This is a genomic window from Sphingobium xenophagum, assembly GCF_031457465.1.
Lineage (GTDB): Bacteria > Pseudomonadota > Alphaproteobacteria > Sphingomonadales > Sphingomonadaceae > Sphingobium > Sphingobium xenophagum_A.
This window is the reverse complement of the sequence record NZ_JAVDWV010000009.1, coordinates 108,233-133,012: the sequence shown is the minus strand read 5'-3', so window position 1 is coordinate 133,012 and position 24,780 is coordinate 108,233. Positions and strand designations below refer to the sequence as shown.

The following is a 24,780-nucleotide window of genomic DNA, read 5'->3' as shown; positions in this document are numbered from 1 at the left end:
GGCGGGCGATGGGTGTCCTGCTTCAATTTGTCGGCGACTGGGGCCATGCCCTGGCGGCGGTGCTGTTCGCGGCGCTGGGTATCTTCCTGTTTCGCCGGCGGAACGAAGCTGCGGAAATGCGGATGCTGGCGGTGGCGCTGCTGCTTACCTCCTGCTGGGCGCTCTATGTCTCGTTCGGCGGCGTCGCCAAGCCTTTGTCTGGCCTGGGCGAAAATATGCGCAACGCTGCCTGGCTGCTGACGATGTTCGTCATGCTTCGGCGCGGTCCGGTCGGGCGCAGCGGGACGATCCGGGCTGTGGTCACCGTCTATGCCGCAGTTGCAGGCCTGATCCTGCTCCAGACCTTCACCGATCTCGCCTGGCATCAGCTTTCTCCAGACAGCGAGTTCCATCAGGCGCTCGTAACCGTGTCGCTGATCCTGCGCATGATGACGGCGATCGGCAGTCTGCTGCTGCTCCATCACCTCTACACGGCATGGCCGTTGCGTGAGCGGGGCGGCGTGACCTTGCTGTTCGGCGCACTGGCGGCGATGTGGACCTACGACCTAAATCTCTATGCCATCGGCTATCTCTTGCCGCATCGCGCCAGCGAACTCTATGCGTTGCGTGGGCTGTTGATGGCTTTGCTTGCACCCACCATTGCCATTGGCCTGCGCAAGGGGATGGCGGAACGGCTCACCTTGTCGCGCACGTTGACGTTCCAATCGCTCTCGGTTTTTGCCGTCGCGCTCTACGTGGTCGTGCTGACCGCCGCTGCGGTCCTGATCGAACTGATTGCCGGACCTTATGCACGTATGGTGGAAATCGGTGCCGTGTTCTTCACGGCCGTTACGGCGCTGGTCCTCTTGCCGTCGCCCCGCCTGCGCGCGCTGTGGAAAGTGCAGGTCGCCAAGCATTTCTTCCAGCATCGCTACGATTATCGGACCGAATGGATGCGCTTTGGCGAAACGATTGGTCGCCCTGGCCAAAATCCCGCGCCGCTCGGCGAGCGCGTGGCCAAGGCGATTGCCGACATCACCGATTCGTCCGCCGCTTTGCTGCTTTTGCGTGATGATCAGGGCGGACTTGTGCTGGAAACCGACTGGAATTGGAGTGGCGATCTGCCCGAAGGCGCGACCGTCCCGCCTGCCTCCGTCGCGCGGCTGGAACAAAGCGGCTGGATCATAGATCTCGGCAAGCGCCGTGCCACTGACGCAACGCTGCCGCTTCCGGAATGGATGACGCAGGATTCCCGCCTTTGGGCGCTGGTGCCGCTCATTCATTTCGATCGTCTGACCGGCGCGATACTGTTAGGCCGCCCACCGATCGACCGTCGGCTCGACTGGGAGGATTTCGATATGTTGCGCGCCGCCGGGCGGCAAGCCGCCACCTATCTCAGCGAAGCGCAGGGGCAGCAGGCGCTCGACGATGCCGCCCGCTTCGACGAATTTAACCGCCGTTTCGCCTTCATCATCCATGATATCAAGAATCTGGTGAGCCAACTCTCACTGCTCGCGCGCAATGCCGCACGCCATGCCGACAATCCCGATTTTCGCGCCGACATGATCCTGACCCTTCAGGAATCGGTCGGCAGGATGAATGATCTGCTCGCGCGCCTGTCCCAGCATAACAAGAGCCGTGCCGAAGACCCGCACCCTGTCGCGTTGCGCGGCCTGCTTGATCATGTGGCCCATGGCCGCGCGCGCCAGCACCCCATTCTCGTCAGCGGTGAAGCACCGCTCGCGCTCGCCGACCCTGGGCGGGTTGAACAGATCATCACCCATCTGCTCCAAAATGCCATTGATGCCAGTGCGCCTGATGTGCCCGTCGAACTGCGCCTGTCGGCCGACGCCAGCGATGTGCTGGTGGAGGTCGTTGACAGGGGGCGGGGCATGAGCGCCGAATATGTCCGCCGCGAACTGTTCAAGCCCTTTTCGTCGAGCAAGGTCGGCGGTTTTGGGATCGGCGCGTTTGAAGCGCGCGCCTTGGCGCTGGCGATGGGTGGGCGGATCGACGTCGACAGCCGCCCTGGCATAGGTAGCCGTTTCACCTTGCGCCTTCCATTGGCACCCCAGACACAGGAAAGGGCCGCCTGATGAGCGATATCCGTCCCAAATTGTTGATTGTGGAGGATGATCCGGGCCTGCAGCGGCAATTGCGCTGGGCCTATGAGGATTATCAGCTTTTTATCGCCGGTGACCGGGAAGAAGCGGTCGAACTGCTGCGTGCTCACGCGCCTGATGTTGTAACGCTCGACCTTGGTCTGCCGCCAGATCCGGACGGCACCAGCGAGGGCTTTGCAACTCTCGCCGACATATTGCGGATCAAGCCTGATACCAAGGTGATCGTCGCGTCCGGCCATGGTGCCCGCGAAAGCGCGCTCGACGCGATATCCGGGGGTGCCTACGACTTCTACCATAAGCCGGTTGATATTGATGAGCTTGGCCTCATCGTCCGACGCGCCTTTCACGTCCATGCGCTGGAACAGGAAAATGCAAGGCTCGCCGAGACCGCGCCGACCGATCGGCGGGTGCTGGGCCGCGTGTTGACAGGCGCGCCTGAAATGATGAAGGTCGCCCGCACGATAGAGCGCGTGGCCAGCGCGCAGGTATCGGTGCTGTTGCTGGGCGCAAGCGGCACCGGCAAGGAATTGCTGGCCCAGGGGCTGCACGACGCCAGTCCGCGTCGCCATGGCGCGTTCGTGGCGATCAACTGCGCCGCCATCCCCGAAACCTTGCTCGAATCCGAACTGTTCGGCCATGAAAAGGGTGCGTTTACGGGGGCCATCAAGACGACGCCGGGCAAAATCGAGCAGGCGCAGGGCGGTACGCTGTTCCTGGATGAAGTCGGCGACATTCCGCTTGCGCTTCAGGTCAAGCTGCTGCGCTTTCTGCAGGAGCGAGTGATCGAACGCATTGGCGGCCGTACGCCCATCGCCGTCGACACGCGCATCGTCTGCGCCACGCATCAGGATCTTGATGCCATGATCGCGGCGGGCAGCTTCCGCGAGGATCTTTATTATCGCCTCGCTGAAATCGTCATCCGCATTCCCGCGCTCAAGGACCGGCCGGGCGATCCGGCGCTGCTGGCGCGCCACTTCCTGACCCGCTTCGCCGCCGAGATGAATCCGGCGGTCAAGGGGCTGGCCCCCGATGCGCTCGCTGCGCTCGACGCCTGGCCCTGGCCCGGCAATGTGCGCGAACTGGAAAACCGCATGAAGCGCGCCGTCATCATGGCCGATGGCAAGCTGGTAACTGCCGCCGATCTTGATCTGGACAAGGAACGGGAAGAGGGCGGTGAACTGGTGAATCTCAAGGCTGCGCGCGAGATGGCCGATCGCCGGGCGATCAGGCGCGCTATCGCCCGCACCGACGGTAATATTTCCGGTGCTGCCAAGATGTTGGGGATCAGCCGCCCCACGCTCTACGATCTTCTCAAACAATATCAGATGCAGGGATAATTCATGAGCCGTGCCCGCATCGCCCTGATCGTCGCAATCCTATCACTGCTTCTGGGCGCGGCTGCCCTGTGGCAATGGCGTGCGCATGAACGGGATGGGAGCGCCGCACTCGCCCGTGGCCTTGCCGCACTGGACAAGGGGGATGTCCGCACCGCGCGGGTCGAGTTGATGAACGCGATCAAAGCCGACCCACGCTCAGCCGTGGCGCGGGCGGCACAGGCACGGGCGCTGGTCGAGCTAGGCGATGGCGCAGGTGCGCAGACCGAAATCGAGCGCGCGCGCAAGCTGGGCGCGGCGGCGGCTGAGACGCGCGACGTGATGGCGCAGGCGCTGTTGCTACAGGGTGAAACCGATGTGGCGCTACGAGAGGCCCGCGCGCCCGACGTTCCCGCCAACCAAAACCTCGCGGTTGCGCGGATCATCGCACGCGCTGCCATGGCGCAGGGGGATATGGGCACAGCGCAATCCGTGCTGGCGCGCGCCCTTGATGGCAGTCCCAATGACGTTGAGAGCTGGGTTGTCCTTGGCCGCTTGCGTCTGACGATAGGCGATCAGGCCGGCGCGATTGGTGCCGCCGACCGCGCGGTCGCTTTGGCCCCTACCAATGGGAAAGCGCTGACCCTGCGTGCCGAACTGACGCGCAGCCAATATGGTCTTACCGCGTCGCGTCCCTGGTTCGACCGTGCGTTGGCCGCCAATCCTGAATCGGTGCCGACGCTCGAACAATATGCCGCCACGCTCGCCGATGCGGGTGAAGCCGGTGCGATGCTGTCGCTCACCCGCCGCATTCTCGCGCTCGAACCCGACAATCCGCGAGCATGGATGATGCAGGCCATCATGGCGGCCCGCGCAGGCAAGGCCGATCTTGCCCGCGCGCTGCTGGCGCGGACGCAGGGGCGACTGGATGGTGAGCCAGCTACCATGTTGGTGCGCGGCGTGTTGCATCTGCAGGATGGTAACGCCGTTCTGGCGGCAGAGGCGCTCGCCCCGCTCGTTGCGATGCAACCGGACAATCGGCCTGGTCGGGTCTTGCTCGCCCGCGCCCATCAAATGGGCGGCGACATGTCGGCGGCCGCGACGACGCTCGCCCCGATCGTCGCTCAGCGGGATGCTGACCCTTATGTGCTGACCCTTGCCGGGCGCGTGCAGGAGTCGCTGGGCAATCGCGTCATGGCAGCCGACATGCTGGCCCGCGCCGCCTGGCCGGCGCGCGCATCTGCCGACCCTTTCGCTGGGCCTCGCGACAGGCAACTGGCCGATGGTCCGGCACCCGTCAACACGGGAACGGCGCGCGATAATATTCCCTATATTCGCGCCCTGCTCAGCACCAACCGTATTGACACAGCGCTTGAGCGCGCGCGCCTGCTGAGCCGCGCCAATGCTGGCGCGCCCGATGCCTGGATTGTCCTGGGCGATACGCTGGGCGAAGCCGGGCGAGCGGGGGAGGCCGCGCGCGCCTATGAAAGCGCCGCCAATATCCGTTTCGATCGAGCGGTGGCGCTGCGTCTCGTCGCTGCGTGGACTCGCGCGGGTGATCCAGCGCGTGCGACCCAGATCGTGCAACTATTCCTCGCGCAAAATCCGGCCGATACCGCGATGCGCCGCCTCGCCGCTGCTGCGGCGATGAACGCGAGAGACTGGCGCGCTGCACGGCGAATGCTGCAGGCGGTTCGGGCGCAAGTGGGCGACAATGATGCGCTGCTGATGGCGGACCTCGCCCGCGCTGCGGTCGAAACGGGGGATCGTGCAGCGGCCCTCGCCTATGCCACCCACGCCTATCGCCTGATGCCTGCCAACGCGATGATCGCGGACATATACGGCTGGACACTGTTACAAACCGGCGAAAAAGGCCCGGCTGCGGTCGATCTGCTGGAAAAGGCGGTCGCCCGCGCCCCCGGCCATCCCCTGCTCAACCTGCATCTGGGCCAGGCCTATGCCGCCGCAGGTCGGAAGAATGAAGCCAAGCTGGCGCTGGGCCGGGCGGTGTCGGTCAGGAATTTTGCGGGCCATCAAACGGCAGTCGATGCGCTAGCGGCGCTTTAGCTAAGGCCCGTTCGTTTCGAGCGCAGGCCCGCAGCCGAAACCCTCAGGCCTTCTGCAAGTCCAGATCGTCGGCCCGTATCCCCAGCCGCCGAATCTGCGCCGCCACCGGTGGCCATACCGTCTCCAGAAAATGGGCACGCTCCGCTACACGCAGCCGCCGGGTCGCGCCATCGGCCACAAACATGCCGACCCCGCGCCGCACGACGACCAGCCCATCATCCTGAAAGCTCTGATAGGCCTTCGCCACGGTCAGCGGATTGGCCCCCTGCGTCGCGGCAAAGGCGCGCACCGATGGCAGCAGGTCGCCATCGCTATAATCTCCGTCCAATATGGAAGCGGCAATGATCTCACGCAGGCGGAGATAGACGGGTTTTGAGTCGTCGGCCATGGGTGCATCACTGCCATAATACAGCCACGCGGGTCAAGTCAGACCATTGCGCGAATCATAGTTAAAGCGGCAATTATCGGTCCCAAACCGATACGATAGCGTCATAATCTGGCCTGGGACGCTCCTCCTGCGGCTTGCCCGGCGTACCGATGAAGACGAAGCCCGCAATCGTCTCGTCCCCCTGCGCAAAGGCCGCGCGCACATCGTCATTATAGGTCGGCCACCCCGTCAGCCAGCCACCGGCAAAGCCCAGCGCATGGGTGGCGTGCAGCAGGTTCATGATCGCCGCGCCCACCGACAATTGCTGTTCCCACACCGGAATCTTACTGCCCGCGACCGGCGCGGACAGCGCGACCACCAATGTCGGGGCCTGATGCGCGAACTGGTGCATCGCCTCGATCTCCAGCCGCCCGGCATCGGGCTTCTCGGCGCGATAGGCGCTCTCCAGCAGCTCGGCCAACGCCGCCCGCTGCGCCGATGGCACGACGACGAATCGCCATGGTGCCAACTTGCCATGATCGGGCGTCCGCAGCGCCACTTCCAATATCTGCCGTAACTGCACGTCATCGGGACCGGGCGCAATCAGGTCGCGGGGTTTGCCCGACCGGCGGGTCTGGAGCAGGGCGAGCGGGGAGGACAGATCATTGAACATCGCCGCGACAAATGGCCCGACCACCGCCATGACGCAAGGGCCGCCTGTGTTTTTGACAGATGCGAATTTGGCTCTACTCTCTGGCCATCATTCGGCCTCCGTTCGGCGGGCCGGTCAAACCATATGACAAGGGTTCCCGATGGCGACCTCGATTCCTGGCGTGGAGGCAGCGGGCAAGACCTGGCTCGGCCATCCGCGCGGCCTGTTCCTGCTATTTTTCGCCGAAATGTGGGAGCGTTTTTCCTATTATGGCATGCGCGCCATTTTGATTTTCTACCTCACCAAACATTTCCTCTTCGGCGAAGATCGCGCCTATCTGCTCTACGGCGCCTATACCTCGCTGGTCTACATCACCCCCGTTATCGGCGGCTATCTGGCCGACCGGTTCCTGGGACCACGCAAGGCGGTGCTGGTGGGCGGCGTCTTCATCGCCATCGGCCATTTCCTGATCGCCATCACCGAAGGGCCGGGGGGGCAGGATGGCTTCTTCCTCAACGGCTTCTACCTCGCCCTTGCCAGCATCATCGTCGGCACCGGCTTCCTCAAGGCCAATATCTCGGTGCTGGTGGGCGAACTCTACCCCCGCGACGATGCCCGCCGCGATCCGGCCTTCTCCATCTTCTACATGGGCATCAATGTCGGCGGGATGATGGGGCCGATCATTTGCGGCCTGCTCGGCGAATTGTACGGCTGGAGCTGGGGCTTCGGCGCAGCGGGCGTCGGCATGCTGCTTGGCCTTGTCATGTTCGTCTGGCTCAAGCCCTGGCTGCTGGGCAAGGGCGAGCCTCCGGCACCCGCCCAGTTGCGCGCGCCCGTCGCGGCGGGGCTTAGCCAGGAATGGATCATTTATCTCGGCGCAGCGCTTGGCGTCGTCGCCATCTGGCTGGTGATCCGCTATGCCGAATTGCTGGGCTATGCGCTGCTCGGCTTTGCTGCGCTGACCGTCCTCTACATCGTCTGGCGCACGATGAAGACGCTCGGCAAGGTCGACCGCGACCGGATGTTCGCCGCGCTGTTCCTGATCGCGCTCAACCCGCTCTTCTGGGGCCTGTTCGAACAGACCGGATCGTCGCTCAACATCTTCACCGACCGCAATGTCGATCGCGTCCTCTTCGGCTGGGAAGTCCCGGCTTCCATGTTCCAGTCGGTCAATTCGGTCTTCATCATCCTGCTCGCGCCCTTGTTCGCGGTGCTGTGGACCATCCTCGACAAGCGCCGCCTTGAACCTTCCTCGCCCGCGAAATTCGGCATCGGCCTGATCCTGTGCGGGGCGGGCTTCCTGGTGCTGGTGGCGGGTGCCGCCATGGCGGGGGAAAATCTCACTCCCGTCCTGTTCGTCTTCCTCATATACCTGTTCCACACCATGGCCGAACTCTGCTTCTCGCCGGTCGGCCTGTCGGCGATGACGCGCCTGTCGGTGCCCAGCATGGTCGGCCTCGTCATGGGCACCTGGTTCCTCGCCATGGCGGCGGGTAATTTCATCGCAGGCTTGATCGCCCGCGCGACCGGCAGCGGCGATGCGGGCGGTGTGACCCAGGTGCTGGATGTCTACAGCCGCATCGGCTGGTTTTCGATTGTGGTGGGCGGCCTTGTCCTGCTCGTCTCGCCCTATATCAAACGCCTGATGCATCTCGACCTGATCGCTTCGGAGGATAAGCCATGAGAAAAAGCGCAACGCCGTTGCTGATCGCCGCCCTGCTGGCCGGGGTGGCCGGTCCCGTCGGCGCGAAGAAGGACAAGGATGCCCCGGCTGCCAGCCAAGGCAGCTCGGCCGAACCCGAAAACCCTTATCCGTCCACCTACAAAGCCTATCCCGGCACCGCCACCGCCATTCGCGGCGCGACGATCTTCGACGGGGAGGGCGGCCGCATCGACAATGGCGTCATCTTCCTGTCGGACGGGAAAGTCACGGCGATCGGCGGCGCGGACACGCCGATCCCTGCCGACATTGCGGTGTTCGACGGCACCGGCAAATATGTCACCCCCGGCGTCATCGACATTCACAGCCATTTGGGCAACTATCCCTCGCCCGGCGTCGATGCCCATTCCGACGGCAATGAGGCCACCACGCCCGTCACCGCCCATGTCTGGGCCGAACATAGCATCTGGCCGCAGGATGCAGGTTTCAGCCGCGCGCTCGCCAATGGCGGCGTCACAAGCCTGCAAATCCTCCCCGGCTCGGCCAACCTGTTCGGCGGCCGCAGCGTCACGCTCAAGAACGTCCCCGCCCGCACCATGCAGGGCATGAAGTTCCCCGGCGCACCCCATGGCCTCAAAATGGCGTGCGGCGAAAATCCCAAGCGCGTCTATGGCAGCAAGGGCCGCGAACCCTCGACCCGCATGGGCAATATGGCGGTCAACCGCGCCACCTGGATCAAGGCGCGCGACTATCAGAAGAAGCGCGCCGCCGGAAAGGACCAGCCCCGCGACCTCGGCATGGAGACGCTGGCCGATGTGTTGGAGGGCAAAATCCTCGTCCACAATCATTGCTACCGCGCCGATGAAATGGCCAATGTCATCGATATGGGCAAGGAATTCGGCTATCGCGTCACCGCCTTCCACCACGCGGTCGAAGCCTATAAGATCGCCGACCTGCTGCGCGACAATGGCGTCTGCTCGGCGCTGTGGGGTGACTGGTACGGCTTCAAGATGGAAGCCTATGACGGGATCAAGGAGAATATCCCGCTCGTCCATCGCGCCGGGGCCTGCACCATCGTCCATAGCGACGACGACAACGGCATCCAGCGCTTGAACCAGGAAGCCGCCAAGGCCTTGGGCGCAGGTCGCCGCATGGGCATAGACATTTCCGATGAAATCGCCTGGACCTGGCTCGCCATCAATCCCGCGCGCGCCATGGGCATCAGCGAACAGACCGGCAGCCTCAAGGTCGGCAAGATGGCCGATGTCGTCCTGTGGAACGGCAATCCGTTCAGCACCTACACCCGGCCGGACAAAGTCTGGATCGACGGCGCGCTGCTCTACGACAGCGCCAACCCCAAATTGCGCCCGGTCAGCGACTTCGAAGTCGGCCAGATCGGCGCGGGAGATGTGAAATGAGCGACCAGAACCATCCTCTCCCCCCGTTCGCCCTGAGCCTGTCGAAGGGCTTGGCTGAGCGAAGCCGAAGCCACTTCGCTCGGCTCAGCGGAAGGCTTCGACTTCCCTCGGCCCGAACGGTCATAGCGGGCCTGCTGTTTGCCATTTCGACCCCGGCCCTCGCCCAATCCCTCGCCATCACCGGCGCAACCCTCGCCATCGGCGACGGCTCCGAACCCATACGCAACGGCACGGTCGTCATCACCGCTGGCAAGGTGACCGCAGCGGGCGCAGGCATCGCCATCCCACCCGGCACGAAAACCATCGACGCCGCTGGCAAATGGGTCACGCCCGGCCTCGTCTCCGGCTTCTCCCGCGTCGGTCTGGTCGAAGTCCCGGCCGTCAACGAAACCAACGATGCCAGCGCGCGCTCGCCCTTCTCCGCCGCGATCGACGTCGCGCCTGCGATCAACCCGCTGGCCAACCCGGTCGCGATCAGCCGCACGGCGGGCATCACCCGCGCCGTCGTCGTCCCCTCGACCGGCACCGGCATTTTTGCCGGCCAAGGCGCGGTCGTGGACCTCGGCGCAGACATGAACCCGATCACCAAGCCGCGCGCCTTCCAATATGTCGAAATGGGCGAGGAGGGGGCCAAGGACGCCGGTGGCAGCCGCCCCGCCGCGATCCTGACCTTCAAGACCATGCTGCGCGAGGCGCAAGAGTATGCCAAAGCCCCCGCCAGCTATGACGGCCGATCGAAGGACGCTTTGCTCAATCGCATCGATGCCGAGGCTTTGGTCCCGGTCGTCACCGGCGCAATGCCGCTGATGGTCCATGTCGAAAGCGGACGCGACATTTTGGCGGTCCTTGCGCTCAGACAGGATTTCCCCGCGCTCAAACTCATCCTGGCGGGCGCTGCCGAAGGCTGGATGGTCGCCCCTCAAATCGCCGCCGCCAAGGTGCCGGTGATCGCGGGTGGCCTTGACGATCTCCCCTCCAGCTTCGAAAAACTCGCTGCCACCCAGAGCAATGTCGGCCGCATGGTCAAGGCGGGCGTTGCCGTCTCGATGGGCTTGATGGACCGCGACGAGGGGCTGCAACTGCGCCTCGCCACCCAGCAGGCGGGCAATATCGTCGCGTTGAACAAAGTGCCCGGCGCAACGGGCTTGAGCTGGGGCCAGGCGCTCCGCACCATCAGCTCCGCCCCGGCCGAAGCCATGGGCCTGGGCGACCGCATCGGGTCGCTCAAGGCCGGACGGGCAGGGGATGTCGTGCTATGGGATGGCGACCCGCTGGAAATGACATCCGCGCCGCTTGCCGTCTGGATCGACGGCATCGCCCAACCGCTCGACAACCGCCAGACCAAATTGCGCGACCGCTATGCGACACCGGAAGAAGGGGAGTTACCCAAAGCCTATAGCTGGTAGTCGCTGGACCCGTCGATCTGACTGGCGCATAGCTACGCTACCCGTTCAACAACCAATGTTCGGCTTCTTCGGGACTGACGAAATAGCTGACTTCGCGAGTATCGGTCGCGCGCTTGGCCTGTATCCGGGCAAGCGAGCGCGCGACGACGAAGGCGAGGCGCTTTGATCTTCGCGTGGGATCGGCCAATACTTGCTGAAAGGCAGCCACGCTATCCTGCGGCTGAATATCCATGTCGCGAACATCGACCATCGTCAGATGTTCATGAGGACCGCACTGCAATTGCAGAAAGGCGGCATTGCGCGCCTCGACCAGCCGCTCAATATCTTCGATATGGAAAAAGCCGCCCAGTGTCATGCGCACAAGGCTTTGGGGAACATCGACCTCGATAGAAAATCGCGCTTTCATACGCGCACGATATGTCCTTATTCTTTCTATTCGGTTTATTGGCAAGCCATGGGTCTCATCGCCTCATTTCACCTTGCGAACGGTTATGAATGCGGTAACATTTATTGGTCGGTCGCGCCCCAGACGTCGCTGGCCTTCACATAGCCGCGCTGCCCCCGCACGTCGAAACTGCACCAGCCGCCCGAACAGTCGGACAGCCGCCCCACCACGCCGCGCTCCGCCCGGAACAATGTCCGCGCGCCGTCGCTCGCCGATTGCCGCAACGGCGCGACCTCTGCCTTAACGATGCCGGTCGCCGTGTCGCTGAGCAGGCGCACATGCATCCACCCCTGCGCGCCGTCCGGGTCTTGCACCTTGCGCCACAGTCCCAGTACCTGCACGACCTTCACTGGCAGGTCGCGGCGGCGATAGACCCAGTTGGACGGGTAATCCAGACTCGGCCCCACGCGCATCCGCGCCTCATCCTGCGCGATCGACGCCCAATAGGGCATCGGCTTGCCCGGCGCGGCGATACTCGCCGCCGCCATAGCCAGCGCCATCGCCACGCCTGCGCCCCGCATCAACAGCTTCATTCCCGACCCATTTCCCATGTCACCCATGATCGTCCCTTAGCCCGCCGCGCATCATCGCAACAGTCATTACCGCATAACCGCTTGACCGACGCAGCAGGCAGGCATAGCGGCAGGGCCATGGCCAAGAAAATGCGCCCTGCCAAGCCGCGCGTCATCGTCACGCGCCGCCTGCCGCCCAATGTGGAGGCGCGCATGGCCGAACTGTTCGACGCCAGCTTCAATGTTGGCGACGCCCCCATGAGTCGCACCGAACTCGCCCGCGCCATGGCGCAGTGCGACGTGCTGGTGCCGACCATCAACGACACGATCGACGCCGCTTTGCTGAACGGCGCGCCGGAACGATTGCAATTGATCGCCAGCTTCGGGGCCGGGGTCGATCATATCGACCTGGCCGCGGCGCAGGCGAAGCGGATCATCGTCACCAACACGCCGGGCGTCCTGACCGAGGATACCGCCGACATGACCATGGCATTGATCCTGTCCGTGCCCCGCCGCCTGGCGGAAGGGGAAAAGCTCGTCCGGTCGGGCCAGTGGCGTGGCTGGAGTCCCTCAGGGATGCTGGGCCACCGTATCGGCGGCAAGAAGCTGGGCATTATCGGCATGGGGCGCATCGGCCGTGCCGTTGCCCGCCGCGCGCGCGCCTTTGGCCTGTCGATCGCCTATCACAACCGCCACCGCCTGCCGTTCGAGGTGGAACAGGAACTAGAGGCGGAATGGGTGGGCGATGTCGATGCCCTGCTGGCGGCCTGCGACATCATCTCGATCCACTGCCCGCTCAACGCTGACAGTCGCGGCCTGATCGATGCGCGGCGGATCGCGCTGATGCGTCCCGACGCCTATCTCATTAACACCTCCCGCGCCGAAATCACCGACGAGGCTGCGTTGATCGTCGCGCTGGACGAAGGGCGCATCGCTGGCGCAGGCCTTGACGTCTATACCCACGAGCCAGCGGTCGATGCGCGCCTGTTCGACCTCGCCAATGTCGTGCTGCTGCCGCACATGGGTTCGGCCACCTTCGAAGGCCGCGACGCGACCGGCGCGCGGGTCATCGCCAATATCCGCAGCTGGGTCGATGGCCACCGCCCGCCCAATCAGGTGCTGGAAGGCTGGGTCTGACGGAACCCTGCGCGCCGTCGTCCGTTCGGAAATCATAGCATTTCCATCGAAAGGGACGGATCATCATGTTGAAACTCGCAGTCATCTCGCTCGTCATCGCCGCTGTGCTGGCGGTTCTCGGCTTCGGCGGCGCCGCTGGCACCTTCGTCGGTATCGCCAAGATTCTCTTCTTCATTGCGCTTGCCGTCTTCGTCCTGTTCCTCGTCCTCGGCATGCTGGCTGGTAAGGGCATCAAGGATGCGATAGACTGACCGGATGATAGAAACCGGCGCAGGGATAGATGAAACCGGGCGGCTCGTGCGCGATGCCGCCGGTTTCTTGTTCCGGCGCGATCTCGGCGGCACCTACCGCCTCGTCCTGCTCCGCGTACCCGTCGATCTCGTCGAAAAACGGGTGCGCGTTCAGGGCTTTTATATGGGCGACGATATCGTCGAGGCCGATGGCGTAGCGCCCGCCTGAAACCCCTTGCCAAAGCAGCGGCGACACGCGATCCCGTGTCATGCGCAAGATCATTCTGCTTCTCCTCGCCGTCGCCACGCCCGTTCTCGTTCAGGCCCAAACGCCTCGTGACACGCTCACGCAGGTCATGGATGACCACTGGACATGGTGGCTCTCGACGCACCCCGTCGAGGCGACCGCCCGTGGCGTCCGCACCTATGATGACCGCATCTACGACCTGTCGCTCACCGCCCGCGCTGCCCAGATCAAGGCCGAGCAGGCCTTTGTGGCCCGGCTGGAAGCGATTGGCGAAACGACGCTCGACCCCGCCGACCGCGTTAACCGCGCGGTGCTGCTATGGATGTTGCGAGACGACATAGCGGGGGAGGCGCACCAGGCCGAAAGGCTGATGCTGTTCACCACTTACTATGGCTGGCACCAGGGTTTTGCAGGAATGGGCGACGGCCTGCCTTTCTACGACCGCGCCGATTATGACAGCTATCTCACCCGCCTGTCGCTCTATCCCAAACAAAATGGCGACGCGCTCGCCATCACCCGTCAGGCGATCGAGGGCGGCTATGTTCTGCCTTGCTCTGTCCTCGGCAATTATGCGGCCACCATCAGCGGTATCGTGGCGGGCAAGCCGGAAACGACCCGCTTCTACGAACCGTTCACGCGCCCCAAGCCCCGCACGATCAGCGATGCCGATTGGTCCGCGATGCAGGCGCGCGCCGTCACCCTGATCCGCGATGTCATCACACCCGAATATGGCAAATGGCATGATCTGTTCGTGAAGGACTATCTGCCTGCCTGCCGCAAGAGCGACAGCGCCTCGACCCTGCCGGGCGGCGCAGCCTGGTATGCCAGCCGCGTTCGGACGCATACCACCACTGATCTGACCCCTGACCAGATTCACGCCATCGGTCTGTCCGAAGTCGCCCGCATCCGCGCCCGCATGGACGATGTGGCGGCAAAGGCTGGCTATCCCAGCCGCGCTGCCTTTATCGCGCACCTGCGCACCGACCCACGCTATTATGCCAAGACGCCGGAAGAACTGCTCCAGGTTGCCGCGCGTCAGGCCAAGGCGATCGACGGCCTGCTGCCACGCTATTTCAACACCCTGCCGCGTTTGCCCTATGGCCTCAAACCCATTCCAGAGGCCGAAGCGGAAGGCACGACCACCGCCTATTATATGCCCGGCGCGCCAGAGAGCGGCATAGCGGGCACCTATTTCGTCAACACGTCCAGGCTCGACCAGCGCCCCTTCTGGGAACTGCCCGCGCTCACCGCGCATGAAGCCGTGCCCGGCCATCACAACCAGATCGCCCTGCAACAGGAATTGCCGCTCCCGCCTTTCCGCAAATATCTCGCGGGCTTCACCGCCTATGTCGAAGGATGGGCGCTCTACACCGAATATCTGGGTGAAGAGATGGGTCTGTACGACACGCCCGAAAAGATGATGGGCCGTCTGTCCTACGAGATGTGGCGCGCCTGCCGTCTGGTGGTCGATACCGGCATCCACGCCAAGGGCTGGGACAAGGCGCGCGCCGTCGCCTTCATGGCCGATAACAGTGCGCTATCTGCCGCCAATATCGATGCGGAGGTCAATCGCTATATCAGTTGGCCGGGTCAGGCGCTGGGCTACAAGCTCGGCGAAATCAGGATCAGGGCATTGCGGACGAAGGCGGAGGCGGCCCTGGGCGCAAAGTTCGATCTGCGCCGCTTCCATGACGCGGTTCTGGCGCAAGGCGCGGTGCCACTGACGGTGCTGGAAAGCCAGATCGACGGATGGATTGCGGCGGAAAAAGCCCGCTGATCAAAGGCGAAGGGATCTGGGCGGGGCGTTGGTGAGGTCGAGCCACGCCCGATAGCCCAGGTCCAGCGGCAGGGCCGCTTCGCAACAGGCGCATTCCGCCATCACCCGCCCGATCAGCCATTGGCTTTGTCCGCAATCGGGACAGCGCATCGCGCCACCGGGGCGATAGACGGCGATCATGTCGCGACTAGGCAGGACTTGGGAAGGGTGCATGTGAAAAATCCCCCATTGTCTCGCACTAACGTCATTATAGGCGGTTGTTTCCCGCTTTGGTCAGACAAGCGCAAAAAATGCGCCTCCTCCAAAGGTGGAACGGTTGCTTTGTCCATTTGACTTGGGCGCGGCAGTCTGTATGGCGCTGCAACATCGGGACATACCCGCTTCGGCCGACGGTTGGGGCGCATCCCTCCACCTTGCTGCCCGGACCATCGGGCCGGTCGGCGAGAGACGGGTGGAAAGCGTCATCTTGCCTCCGCATGGCCGCGGCATTTGCGAGGAGACGCACAACTTATGACCGCCATCGGACAGGACACGCTCGGCACCCGCGACATTTTGAATGTCGACGGCAAGGACATCGCTTTTTATTCGCTCGAAAAGGCCGCCGCGAAATTGGGAGACGTTTCGCGACTGCCTTTCTCGATGAAGGTGCTGCTCGAAAACCTGCTCCGCTTCGAAGATGGCGTCACCGTGACGGTCGAGGACATTCAGGCGATCGTCGACTGGCAGAATGACCGGGGCAAGGCCCAGCGCGAGATCCAGTATCGCCCCGCGCGCGTACTGCTGCAGGATTTCACCGGCGTTCCTTGCGTTGTCGATCTGGCCGCGATGCGCGACGCGATGAACGCGCTCGGCGCAGACGCCAGCAAGATCAACCCGCAGGTGCCCGTCCATCTCGTGATCGACCACTCGGTCATGGTCGATGAATTCGGTACGCCCAAGGCGTTCGAACAGAATGTGGAAATCGAATATCAGCGCAATATGGAGCGCTATGACTTTCTGAAATGGGGCAGCAAGTCGCTCAACAATTTCTACGCCGTGCCCCCCGGCACTGGCATCTGCCATCAGGTGAACCTGGAAAATATCGCCCAGGCCGTCTGGTCGAGCGAAGATGCCGATGGCAACATGGTCGCCTATCCCGACACCTGCGTCGGCACCGACAGCCACACCACGATGGTCAATGGCTTGGGCGTGCTGGGCTGGGGCGTCGGCGGGATCGAGGCGGAAGCGGCGATGCTGGGTCAGCCCGTCTCCATGCTCATCCCCGAAGTCGTCGGCTTCAAGCTGGTCGGCACGATGAATGAAGGCGTGACCGCCACCGACCTGGTGCTGACCTGCACCGAAATGCTGCGCAAGAAGGGCGTGGTCGGTCGGTTCGTGGAATATTTCGGCCCCGGCCTGGCGTCGCTCAGCCTCGCCGACCGCGCGACGCTCGCGAACATGGCCCCGGAATATGGCGCGACCTGCGGCTTCTTCGGCATCGACGACAAGACGATCGACTATATGCGCCTGACCGGCCGCAGCGACGAAAATCTCGCGCTGGTCGAAGCCTATGCCAAGCAGCAGGGCTTCTGGATCGACCCCGCCGCCGATCTGGTCTTCACCGACACGCTGGAACTCGACCTGTCGACGGTCGTCCCCAGCCTCGCCGGTCCCAAGCGCCCGCAGGATCGCGTATCGCTGCCGCAAGTCGATGACGTGTTCAACGCCGACCTCGCCAACGTCTACAAGAAGGCGCAACAGCGCGTTCCGGTCGAAGGCAAGGATTTCGACATTGGTGACGGCGACGTCACCATTGCTGCCATCACGAGCTGCACCAACACGTCGAACCCCGGCGTCATGGTCGCCGCTGGTCTCGTCGCCAAGAAGGCGAACGAACTCGGCCTCAAGCCCAAGCCCTGGGTCAAGACGTCGCTGGCTCCCGGCAGCCAAGTCGTCACCGACTATTTCAACAAGGCAGGCCTTCAGGAGCATCTGGACGCGATCGGCTTCAACCTCGTCGGCTATGGCTGCACCACCTGCATCGGCAACTCCGGGCCGCTGGCGCCAGCGATCAGCGCTGCGATCAACGAAAACGGTCTGGTCGCGGCCGCCGTCATTTCGGGCAACCGCAACTTCGAAGGCCGCGTGTCGCCCGACGTGCGCGCCAACTTCCTCGCCAGCCCGCCGCTGGTCGTGGCCTATGCGCTCAAGGGCACGGTGATCGAAGATTTCATCACCACGCCGATTGGCGTCAGCACCGCTGGCAACGACGTCTATCTCAAGGATATCTGGCCCACCAATGCCGAGGTTGCCTCGACCATGGCAGGCTGCATGGACCGTGCGATGTTCCAGGCGCGCTACGCCAATGTCTATAAGGGCGACGAGCACTGGCAGGCGATCGACGTGACCGGCTCCGACACCTATAGCTGGCGCGCAGGCTCCACCTATGTCGCCAACCCGCCCTATTTCGAAGGGCTGAGCATGACCCCGGCACCGGTCAACGACATCATCGAAGCCAAGCCCTTGGCGATCTTCGGTGACTCGATCACCACCGACCACATCTCGCCCGCCGGTTCAATCAAGGCATCCAGCCCGGCTGGCCAGTGGCTGAGCGAGCATCAGGTCGCCCAGGCCGACTTCAACAGCTATGGCGCGCGCCGTGGCCATCATGAAGTCATGATGCGCGGCACCTTCGCCAACATCCGCATCAAGAACCAGATGCTCGACGGCGTCGAAGGCGGCATGACCCGCTATGAAGGCGAAGTCATGCCCATCTATGACGTGGCGATGAAGCATAAGGCCGACGGCACGCCGCTGGTCGTCATCGGTGGCAAGGAATATGGCACCGGCTCGTCGCGCGACTGGGCGGCCAAGGGGACCAACCTGTTGGGCGTCCGCTCGGTCATCGTCGAGAGCTTCGAGCGCATCCATCGCTCGAACCTGGTCGGCATGGGCGTGCTGCCGCTCCAGTTCAAGGATGGCGAGAGCAAGGACACGCTGGGCCTGACTGGCGACGAAACCTTCACCATCCAGAATGTCGCGGGCCTCAAGCCGCGCCAGGACGTGGACGTCATCGTCAAGCGCGCCGACGGTTCGACCTTTACCTTCACCGCGCTCTGCCGGATCGACACGATCAACGAGCTGGAATATTTCCTGAACGGCGGCATCCTGCAATATGTGCTGCGCAAGCTGGCCGCGTGATCGGCTGACAGGCTAGGCTGAAAAAAAGGGCTTCTCCCGCGAGGGAGAAGCCTTTTTTTTGGCTGCGCTCCGGTGATCCGATCGCCCGGAAAGTCTGCCCGCCGTTTGGCGTCAGCGCCGTGCCGCTGCGCTCTTGTCCCGCACCGTCTTGAATTCCGATCCCGGCTTCCATTGCGGCCAACGGGTCGATGTGGCGAGGTCGCGGCCGATGTCCAGCAGCAGGTCGACATCCTGCGCCGCACCATCCAGCTTCCAATCCGGGCCGATCGCGTCGCAGGCCTGATGATAGCATTGGCCGGTATAAGCATCGACCCAGGCTTGCCCTGCCGCACGGCCGCCTTCCACGAGGTCGGACGCCCCGGCAATGCCCATCAGCAACAGCACGGGAACGCCCCGCTTGGCCATGGAGAAATGGTCGGCGCGATAGAAAAGGCCGCGTTCGGGCAGGCTTTCTTGCGTGACGACACGGCCCTGGGCGGCAGCGACTTTCGCCAGATCATCCTCTAATGTGCTTTGCCCCTTGCCGACCAGGATGACATCTTTCGCCTTGCCGGCTGTCTGGAGGATGTCGAGGGTCAGATTGGCGACGGTGCTGTCCAGAGGCCAGACCGGGTTCTGGGCATAATGTCCGGAGCCGAGCAACCCGCGCTCCTCCGCCGTCCAGGCCGCGAACAGGACCGAACGATCGGGGGCAGGGCCAGCCTTGAACGCGCGCGCAATCTCGAACAGGCCCGCGATGCCCAGCGCATCGTCATTGGCCCCGGCGCGATAGATACGCCCCTGTGCGTCGGGCGCGCCCTTACCATAGGCATCCCAATGCGCGCCATACATCACCGTCTCGTCCGGCCGCTTGGTGCCGGGGATGCGCGCCAGGACATTGGCGCTTTGCACCACTTCCTGCGTCACCGGAAAGGCGGCTGAGAAGCGCGCGCCGGTCAGTTCCACCGGCCGGAACGCCTTGCTGCGCGCCTGCTTGCGCAGTGTAGCAAGGTCAAGGCGTGCGCCAGCAAACAAGGCCTTGGCGGCGTCGCCCTCGACCCAGCCCTGCACCGCCAGGCTGGTCAACTTGTCGGCCGGACGAACCAGATCGTAATTTTCGCCACCGGGACTGACCACCACATTCCAGCCATAGCCCGCGCTGGGTGTATCATGCACGATCAGCGCCCCGATCGCGCCGCGCCGCGCGGCTTCTTCGAACTTGTAGGTCCAGCGGCCATAATAGGTCATGGCGCGTCCGCCGAATGCGCCGAACGCATCCTCGCCTTTGGTCGCTTCGAAATCGGGATCGTTGATCAGAAAGACCGCGACCTTCCCCTTGAGGTCCACGCCCTTATAATCATCCCAGCCGCGTTCGGGCGCGGAAACGCCATAGCCGACGAACACCAACGGCGAGGCGTCCACCGCAACCCTGTCCTTGGGCTGGAGGGTGGAAAGATAGACGTGGCTATCGACGGTCCAGTCCGTCGTGACGCCGCCCTGCGCGATGTCCAGCCTCTCCGCCTTGCCAAGGCGGGTGTGGAGCAACGGTACGCTTTGCACCCACTGGCCATCGGGACCACCCGGTTCCAGACCCAAAGCCTGAAACCGGCCGACCAGATAGCCGATCGTCCGCTCCTCCCCGACCGTGCCGGGCGCGCGACCTTCGAACAGGTCCGATGCCAGAGTGCGGACCGATTGGGCCAATTGCTGCGGATCGGTCGTCTGCGCAGCGAGAGAGGCGGGAAGGGCGGCAGTGAGGGCCAGAGCCAGGCCAAGGGTGCGTATCGTCATCACCCGCTTCTATCCCCATGCCATCGCAGGGGAAAGGGCGTGTCAGAATTCGATATCCAGTTCCTCGACTTCGTCCGGCTCGATCCGCGCTTCGTCGATCCACTCGCGCATCAGCGGCCAGCCATTGATCGTCTGGCAATAGGCGGCTGTGGTAGCGGACACTGGCACCGCATAGGTCAGGAAGCGTTCGGCGACGGGCGCGAACATCGCATCGGCGACTGTGGGCTTGTCCCCGAACAGCCATGGCCCGCCATAGCTGGCAAGGCATTCTGCCCAAATCGCTTCGATCCGCTCGATATCCGGTTTCGCGCCGGAAAAAATGGGAAAGCGCGCGTGCCGGACCTTCAGGTTCATCGGCAGGGCAGAGCGCAAATTGGCAAAGCCCGAATGGATTTCGCCCGACACCGACCGGCAATGCGCCCGCGCGATGCGGTCGGCTGGATACATGCCGGCATCGGGATAAAGCTCGTGCAGATACTCCGCGATTGCCAATGTATCCCACACGCTCGCGCCCTCATGGGTGAGGCGCGGGACGAGGACGGATGGAGAGAGCAACAGCAATTCTGCCCGATTCTCCGGGTTGTCGAGCGCAATTAATTTTTCTTGGACTTTCAGCCCCGCAATCCGGCATAACAGCCAGCCGCGCAGCGACCAGGAGGAATAGTTTCTGCTGGATAAAGTGAGTTCCGCAATAGCCATGGCAATTACTCCCGTCTTTGGGGAACCTCCCATTTATGATGATGCGGCGCAACATAAAAAGCCTGTATAGCGTTTCATGATAAGACCGATTCGTTTGGCGGTGGAATAATAAGGCACGATTGGGATTATGCGAATGCTCTACAGCGGCTATCAGGCCTGGAACGACATGCTGGCTCCCGCCCGTTTCGGGGCGCAGATCGCCCTTGGCATGCGGGATACGATGGGTCCGATGGCGCAGTGGGCGATGCCCCGCCGCCTGTTCGCGCTGATGGATGTGTTCCAAGGCGCAAAGCTAACGCACAAGCGTCCCGCCTATGATATCGGCACGGTGACCAGCGGTAACGCGCAGGTGGGCGTTCGCGAAGAAGTGGCGCTGGACCTGCCGTTCGGCGACCTGCTCCACTTCGTCAAAGACGAGGTCGATACGGCCCAGCCCAAGGTGCTGGTCGTGGCCCCCATGTCCGGCCATTTCTCCACCTTGCTGCGTAGCACGGTCGAAACCCTGCTGCGCGATCATGATGTCTATATCACCGACTGGAAGAACGCCCGCGACGTTCCGCTGTCGGCGGGTCGCTTCGGCTTTGAAGATTATGTCGACTATGTGATCCAGTTCTTCGAGCATATGGGGCCGGGCGCACATATGGTGTCGGTATGCCAACCCTGCGTTCCCGCGCTGGCCGCCGTGGCGTTGATGGCGGAAGACAAGGATGCGGCGACGCCCCGGTCGATGACGCTGATGGGCGGGCCGATCGATCCCAATGCCGCGCCGACCGCGGTCAATGATCTCGCCAATGAAAAGCCGATCGAATGGTTCGAAAAGAATCTGATCTCGGTCGTACCGTTTCGCTATGCAGGCGGCGGCCGGGAAGTCTATCCGGGTTTCATCCAGCTTGCCGCCTTCATGGCGATGAATATGGAGCGCCATGGCGCGCAGCATCGCGAACTCTATCAGCTATTGGCCGACGGCAAGACGGTCGAAGCCGACAAGATCAAGAATTTCTATGAGGAATATTTCGCAGTCCTCGACATGACCCGCGAATTCTACATCGAAACCGTCGATCTGGTGTTCCAGAAGGCCTCGCTCGCCAAGGGCGAGTTGATGCACCGGGGCCGCTTGGTCAAGCCGGGCGCCATTCGTCACACCGCCTTGCTCACCGTCGAAGGTGAAAAGGATGATGTCTGCGCTGTAGGACAGACGTCAGCGGCGCATGGCCTATGCACAGGCTTGCGCCCGCATCTCAAACGCCACCATCTTCAGCCGGGCGTCGGCCATTATGGCGTCTTTTCCGGCAGCAAATGGGAAAGTCAAGTCTATCCCCAGGTGCGCAACATGATCCTGGCGATGAACTGATTGCGATCAGACAGCCGACCGATCCGCATGAGATCGGTCGGCTGCCTATGGATCACAGGACGTAGCGGCTAAGGTCGGTGTCGCGCGCGATCGCATCCAACTGCTTTTCGACATAGGCGGCATCGACGACCAACGTTTCACCGCGACGATCCTCAGCCTCGAAGCTCACATCCTCCAGCAGCTTTTCCATCACCGTCTGCAGGCGACGGGCGCCGATATTCTCGACCTCGCCATTCACCTCCGCCGCAATCCGCGCCACCGCGCGGATGCCTTCGGGCGTCAGGTCGATGGTCACGCCCTCGGTCGCCAGCAGCGCGCGATATTGCGCCACCAGGCTTGCCTTGGTGTCCGACAGGATCGCAACGAAATCCTCCTCGGTCAGCGCCTGCAACTCCACCCGGATCGGCAGGCGACCCTGCAATTCAGGCAGCAGGTCGCTGGGCTTGGCGACATGGAAGGCACCCGACGCGATGAACAGGATATGGTCGGTCTTGAGCGGGCCATATTTGGTCGCAACCGTCGTGCCCTCGATCAGCGGCAACAGGTCGCGCTGCACGCCTTCGCGGCTGACCGATCCGCCACGCACATCGCTCACCGCAATCTTGTCGATCTCGTCCAGGAACACGATACCATTCTGCTCGGCGCTGGTGATCGCGACGCGCGCGACATCATCCTGGTCCAGCCGCTTGTCCTGTTCTTCCTCGACCAGCTTGTCCCAGGCGTCGGCGACCCGCAGCTTGCGGCGCTTCTTCTGGTTCTGGCCCAGCGCCTTGGACATCATGTCGGACAGGTTGATCATGCCGATCTGGCCGCCCATGCCGGGAATATCCATCGGCATCGACGGACTGTCGGCGATTTCCACCTCGACCTCGACCTCATTCATCTGGTGCGCTTCGATCTTCTGGCGGAACGACAGGCGCGTCGCCTCGCTCGCTTCCTTGCCGGTCAGCGCGTCCAGCAGGCGGTTCATCGCCGCCTCCGATGCCGCTTCGCGTACCGCTTCGCGGCGGCGGTCCTTCTCCAGCCGCACCGCTTCCTCGACCAGGTCGCGGACGATCTGTTCAACGTCACGGCCGACATAGCCGATCTCGGTAAACTTGGTCGCTTCCACCTTTACGAACGGCGCATCGGCCAGCTTCGCCAGGCGGCGGCTGATCTCGGTCTTGCCGCATCCCGTCGGCCCGATCATCAGGATATTCTTGGGCGTCACCTCGTCGCGCAGATCGTCGGGCAAATGCTGCCGCCGCCAGCGATTGCGCAGCGCGACAGCGACAGCGCGCTTGGCATCCTTCTGGCCGATAATATGCGCGTCAAGCGCCGCGACGATGGCTTTGGGGGTCAGATTGTCGTTCATCTCTATGTCGATCTCTTCTTTTCCTCTCCCGCTTTCGCGGGAGAGGCTACGGAGACTTGATCGCGAAGCGATCTAGGCGAAGTCGGTGAGGGTCTTATCCTTGCAATAAGGGACGGGCCTCACCCAACGCTCTCCCGCGAAGGCGAGAGAGGGCTAGTTAGTTAGGCAACCGAATCCAGCGTCTCGATGGTCAATTGATCATTGGTATAGACGCAAATGTCCGCCGCAACGGCCATCGCCTTGCGCGCCAATGCTTCGGCATCCGCCTCATAATCCACCAGCGCCCGCGCCGCAGCCAGCGCGAAATTACCGCCCGATCCGATCGCCGCAACACCGTTCAGCGGCTCCAGCACGTCGCCATTGCCGGTCAGGATCAACGTCACATCCTTGTCCGCGACGATCATCATGGCTTCCAGATTGCGCAGATATTTGTCGGTGCGCCAGTCCTTGGCCAGTTCGACGGCCGAGCGCATCAACTGCCCGTTATGCCGCTCCAGCTTGGCTTCCAGCCGCTCGAAGAGAGTGAAGGCGTCCGCCGTCGCGCCGGCAAAGCCGCCAATAACGGAGCCGTCATGCAGGCGGCGCACTTTGCGGGCGTTGGGCTTCATCACGGTCTGGCCCATCGACACCTGGCCATCGCCAGCGACGACGACTTTGCCATTTTTGCGGACGGACATAATGGTGGTGCCATGCCAGACCGGCATGGCGTTGCGATGTTGGTCGTTCATGGGCGGCATATGGGAGGCGAGCGCGCCGGGTGCAAGCGGGTGTATGCGCTACGCCGAGCCGTGGCATTCACAAGACAATATTGTGACAAATATTGTCGGAACCAATGTCGGTTAATTGACATTGTGCAGCGCAACATCAACTATTGAGGTCCAACAGGAAGGGTAGGACTCGCATGTCTCTCAAGGCCATGGCTCAGGAAAAAGTCGAGCGAGCGGGAATTTCCAACTATAGTTTTGATCGCGATACGCTGGTCATGTGCGGTGTCCGCTACACGCTGGAAGCCTGTACCTGTGGTGAGCCGGATTGCGACGGCGTCCGCCTCCGCAAGAATGCGCCGATGATCCGGCCCGTCCTGCAATAGGGC

General features: G+C 63.2%; 22 protein-coding genes. 13 read left to right on the top strand and 9 right to left on the bottom strand.

Annotation, left to right across the window (positions count from 1 at the left end; all coding sequences use genetic code 11):
- Nucleotides 1-8 precede the first annotated feature (8 nt).
- The 3 genes from prsK to J2W40_RS11125 are packed head-to-tail and all read left to right on the top strand — an operon-like array spanning nucleotide 9 to nucleotide 5,482.
- Nucleotides 9-2,075 (top strand): XrtA/PEP-CTERM system histidine kinase PrsK, encoded by a 2,067-nt coding sequence (gene prsK, locus J2W40_RS11135; RefSeq protein WP_310224700.1) that lies wholly within the window; start codon nucleotides 9-11, stop codon nucleotides 2,073-2,075.
- Entirely contained in the window at nucleotides 2,075-3,439 is a 1,365-nt protein-coding gene (prsR, locus tag J2W40_RS11130) for a PEP-CTERM-box response regulator transcription factor (protein ID WP_310224698.1), read from the top strand. Before prsK ends, prsR begins: the two co-directional genes overlap by 1 nt.
- Nucleotides 3,440-3,442: 3 nt before the next feature.
- Nucleotides 3,443-5,482, top strand: a complete 2,040-nt coding sequence (locus tag J2W40_RS11125) for a tetratricopeptide repeat protein (RefSeq protein ID WP_310224696.1) — start codon at nucleotides 3,443-3,445, stop codon at nucleotides 5,480-5,482.
- A gap of 43 nt (nucleotides 5,483-5,525) precedes the next feature.
- Here the strand turns inward: J2W40_RS11125 and J2W40_RS11120 are convergent, their stop codons facing one another.
- Nucleotides 5,526-5,870 carry a GntR family transcriptional regulator gene (locus J2W40_RS11120; protein WP_310224694.1) on the bottom strand — a complete coding sequence of 115 codons (345 nt, stop codon included), beginning with the start codon at nucleotides 5,868-5,870 and terminating at the stop codon, nucleotides 5,526-5,528.
- Nucleotides 5,871-5,943: 73 nt separating this feature from the next.
- On the bottom strand, nucleotides 5,944-6,522 hold the full coding sequence (locus J2W40_RS11115) for a nitroreductase family protein (RefSeq protein WP_310224836.1): 579 nt from the start codon (nucleotides 6,520-6,522) through the stop codon (nucleotides 5,944-5,946).
- Between the two features lie 139 nt (nucleotides 6,523-6,661).
- Here J2W40_RS11115 and J2W40_RS11110 point away from each other — a divergent pair, with 139 nt between their 5' ends.
- From J2W40_RS11110 to J2W40_RS11100, 3 genes are read left to right on the top strand one after another with little or no spacing between them, the layout of a single operon-like run.
- Entirely contained in the window at nucleotides 6,662-8,185 is a 1,524-nt protein-coding gene (locus tag J2W40_RS11110) for a peptide MFS transporter (protein ID WP_310224692.1), read from the top strand.
- On the top strand, nucleotides 8,182-9,579 hold the full coding sequence (locus J2W40_RS11105; RefSeq protein ID WP_310224690.1) for an amidohydrolase: 1,398 nt from the start codon (nucleotides 8,182-8,184) through the stop codon (nucleotides 9,577-9,579). Before J2W40_RS11110 ends, J2W40_RS11105 begins: the two co-directional genes overlap by 4 nt.
- Nucleotides 9,576-10,985, top strand: a complete 1,410-nt coding sequence (locus J2W40_RS11100) for an amidohydrolase family protein (RefSeq protein WP_310224689.1) — start codon at nucleotides 9,576-9,578, stop codon at nucleotides 10,983-10,985. The genes J2W40_RS11105 and J2W40_RS11100 overlap by 4 nt, the downstream gene beginning before the upstream one ends.
- A gap of 37 nt (nucleotides 10,986-11,022) precedes the next feature.
- Here the strand turns inward: J2W40_RS11100 and J2W40_RS11095 are convergent, their stop codons facing one another.
- Both J2W40_RS11095 and J2W40_RS11090 read right to left on the bottom strand, forming a co-directional pair.
- Complete coding sequence (locus J2W40_RS11095; RefSeq protein ID WP_310224687.1) at nucleotides 11,023-11,391, bottom strand: hypothetical protein; 369 nt, start codon at nucleotides 11,389-11,391, stop codon at nucleotides 11,023-11,025.
- Nucleotides 11,392-11,492: 101 nt separating this feature from the next.
- On the bottom strand, nucleotides 11,493-11,990 hold the full coding sequence (locus tag J2W40_RS11090; protein WP_310224685.1) for an SH3 domain-containing protein: 498 nt from the start codon (nucleotides 11,988-11,990) through the stop codon (nucleotides 11,493-11,495).
- Between the two features lie 90 nt (nucleotides 11,991-12,080).
- Between J2W40_RS11090 and J2W40_RS11085 the strand changes: the two genes are divergently transcribed.
- From J2W40_RS11085 to J2W40_RS11070, 4 genes are all read left to right on the top strand, one after another.
- On the top strand, nucleotides 12,081-13,079 hold the full coding sequence (locus J2W40_RS11085) for a 2-hydroxyacid dehydrogenase (protein ID WP_310224683.1): 999 nt from the start codon (nucleotides 12,081-12,083) through the stop codon (nucleotides 13,077-13,079).
- Nucleotides 13,080-13,144: 65 nt separating this feature from the next.
- The gene (locus tag J2W40_RS11080; RefSeq protein ID WP_310224681.1) at nucleotides 13,145-13,330 is read left to right on the top strand and encodes a DUF1328 domain-containing protein; all 186 of its coding nucleotides are present in this window, start codon (nucleotides 13,145-13,147) and stop codon (nucleotides 13,328-13,330) included.
- A 4-nt stretch (nucleotides 13,331-13,334) separates the two neighbouring features.
- The gene (locus J2W40_RS11075; RefSeq protein ID WP_310224679.1) at nucleotides 13,335-13,538 is read left to right on the top strand and encodes a DUF5818 domain-containing protein; all 204 of its coding nucleotides are present in this window, start codon (nucleotides 13,335-13,337) and stop codon (nucleotides 13,536-13,538) included.
- Nucleotides 13,539-13,578: 40 nt separating this feature from the next.
- On the top strand, nucleotides 13,579-15,333 hold the full coding sequence (locus J2W40_RS11070) for a DUF885 domain-containing protein (protein WP_310224677.1): 1,755 nt from the start codon (nucleotides 13,579-13,581) through the stop codon (nucleotides 15,331-15,333).
- Here the strand turns inward: J2W40_RS11070 and J2W40_RS11065 are convergent, their stop codons facing one another.
- The gene (locus tag J2W40_RS11065) at nucleotides 15,334-15,546 is read right to left on the bottom strand and encodes a hypothetical protein (RefSeq protein WP_310224675.1); all 213 of its coding nucleotides are present in this window, start codon (nucleotides 15,544-15,546) and stop codon (nucleotides 15,334-15,336) included.
- A 297-nt stretch (nucleotides 15,547-15,843) separates the two neighbouring features.
- Here J2W40_RS11065 and acnA point away from each other — a divergent pair, with 297 nt between their 5' ends.
- Complete coding sequence (gene acnA / locus J2W40_RS11060; protein WP_310224673.1) at nucleotides 15,844-18,513, top strand: aconitate hydratase AcnA; 2,670 nt, start codon at nucleotides 15,844-15,846, stop codon at nucleotides 18,511-18,513.
- Nucleotides 18,514-18,624: 111 nt separating this feature from the next.
- On the opposite strand, the gene J2W40_RS11055 is transcribed toward acnA, so the two are convergent.
- Together J2W40_RS11055 and J2W40_RS11050 are read right to left on the bottom strand one after the other, a co-directional pair.
- The gene (locus tag J2W40_RS11055) at nucleotides 18,625-20,283 is read right to left on the bottom strand and encodes a M28 family metallopeptidase (protein WP_310224670.1); all 1,659 of its coding nucleotides are present in this window, start codon (nucleotides 20,281-20,283) and stop codon (nucleotides 18,625-18,627) included.
- A gap of 42 nt (nucleotides 20,284-20,325) precedes the next feature.
- Entirely contained in the window at nucleotides 20,326-20,982 is a 657-nt protein-coding gene (locus J2W40_RS11050) for a glutathione S-transferase (RefSeq protein WP_310224668.1), read from the bottom strand.
- A 127-nt stretch (nucleotides 20,983-21,109) separates the two neighbouring features.
- Between J2W40_RS11050 and J2W40_RS11045 the strand changes: the two genes are divergently transcribed.
- Nucleotides 21,110-22,333, top strand: coding sequence for a polyhydroxyalkanoate depolymerase (locus J2W40_RS11045; protein ID WP_310224666.1), 1,224 nt, complete (start codon nucleotides 21,110-21,112; stop codon nucleotides 22,331-22,333).
- 52 nt (nucleotides 22,334-22,385) lie between these two features.
- Here the strand turns inward: J2W40_RS11045 and hslU are convergent, their stop codons facing one another.
- A complete protein-coding gene (gene hslU, locus J2W40_RS11040; RefSeq protein WP_310224664.1) occupies nucleotides 22,386-23,687 on the bottom strand; it encodes an ATP-dependent protease ATPase subunit HslU in 1,302 nt (433 codons plus the stop codon).
- 161 nt (nucleotides 23,688-23,848) lie between these two features.
- Nucleotides 23,849-24,415, bottom strand: coding sequence for an ATP-dependent protease subunit HslV (gene hslV, locus J2W40_RS11035; protein ID WP_310224662.1), 567 nt, complete (start codon nucleotides 24,413-24,415; stop codon nucleotides 23,849-23,851).
- Nucleotides 24,416-24,588: 173 nt separating this feature from the next.
- On the opposite strand from hslV, the gene J2W40_RS11030 reads away from it, so the two are divergent.
- Nucleotides 24,589-24,777: a hypothetical protein gene (locus J2W40_RS11030; protein ID WP_310224660.1), complete on the top strand. Its 189-nt coding sequence runs from the start codon at nucleotides 24,589-24,591 to the stop codon at nucleotides 24,775-24,777.
- The last annotated feature ends 3 nt before the right edge of the window (nucleotides 24,778-24,780 follow it).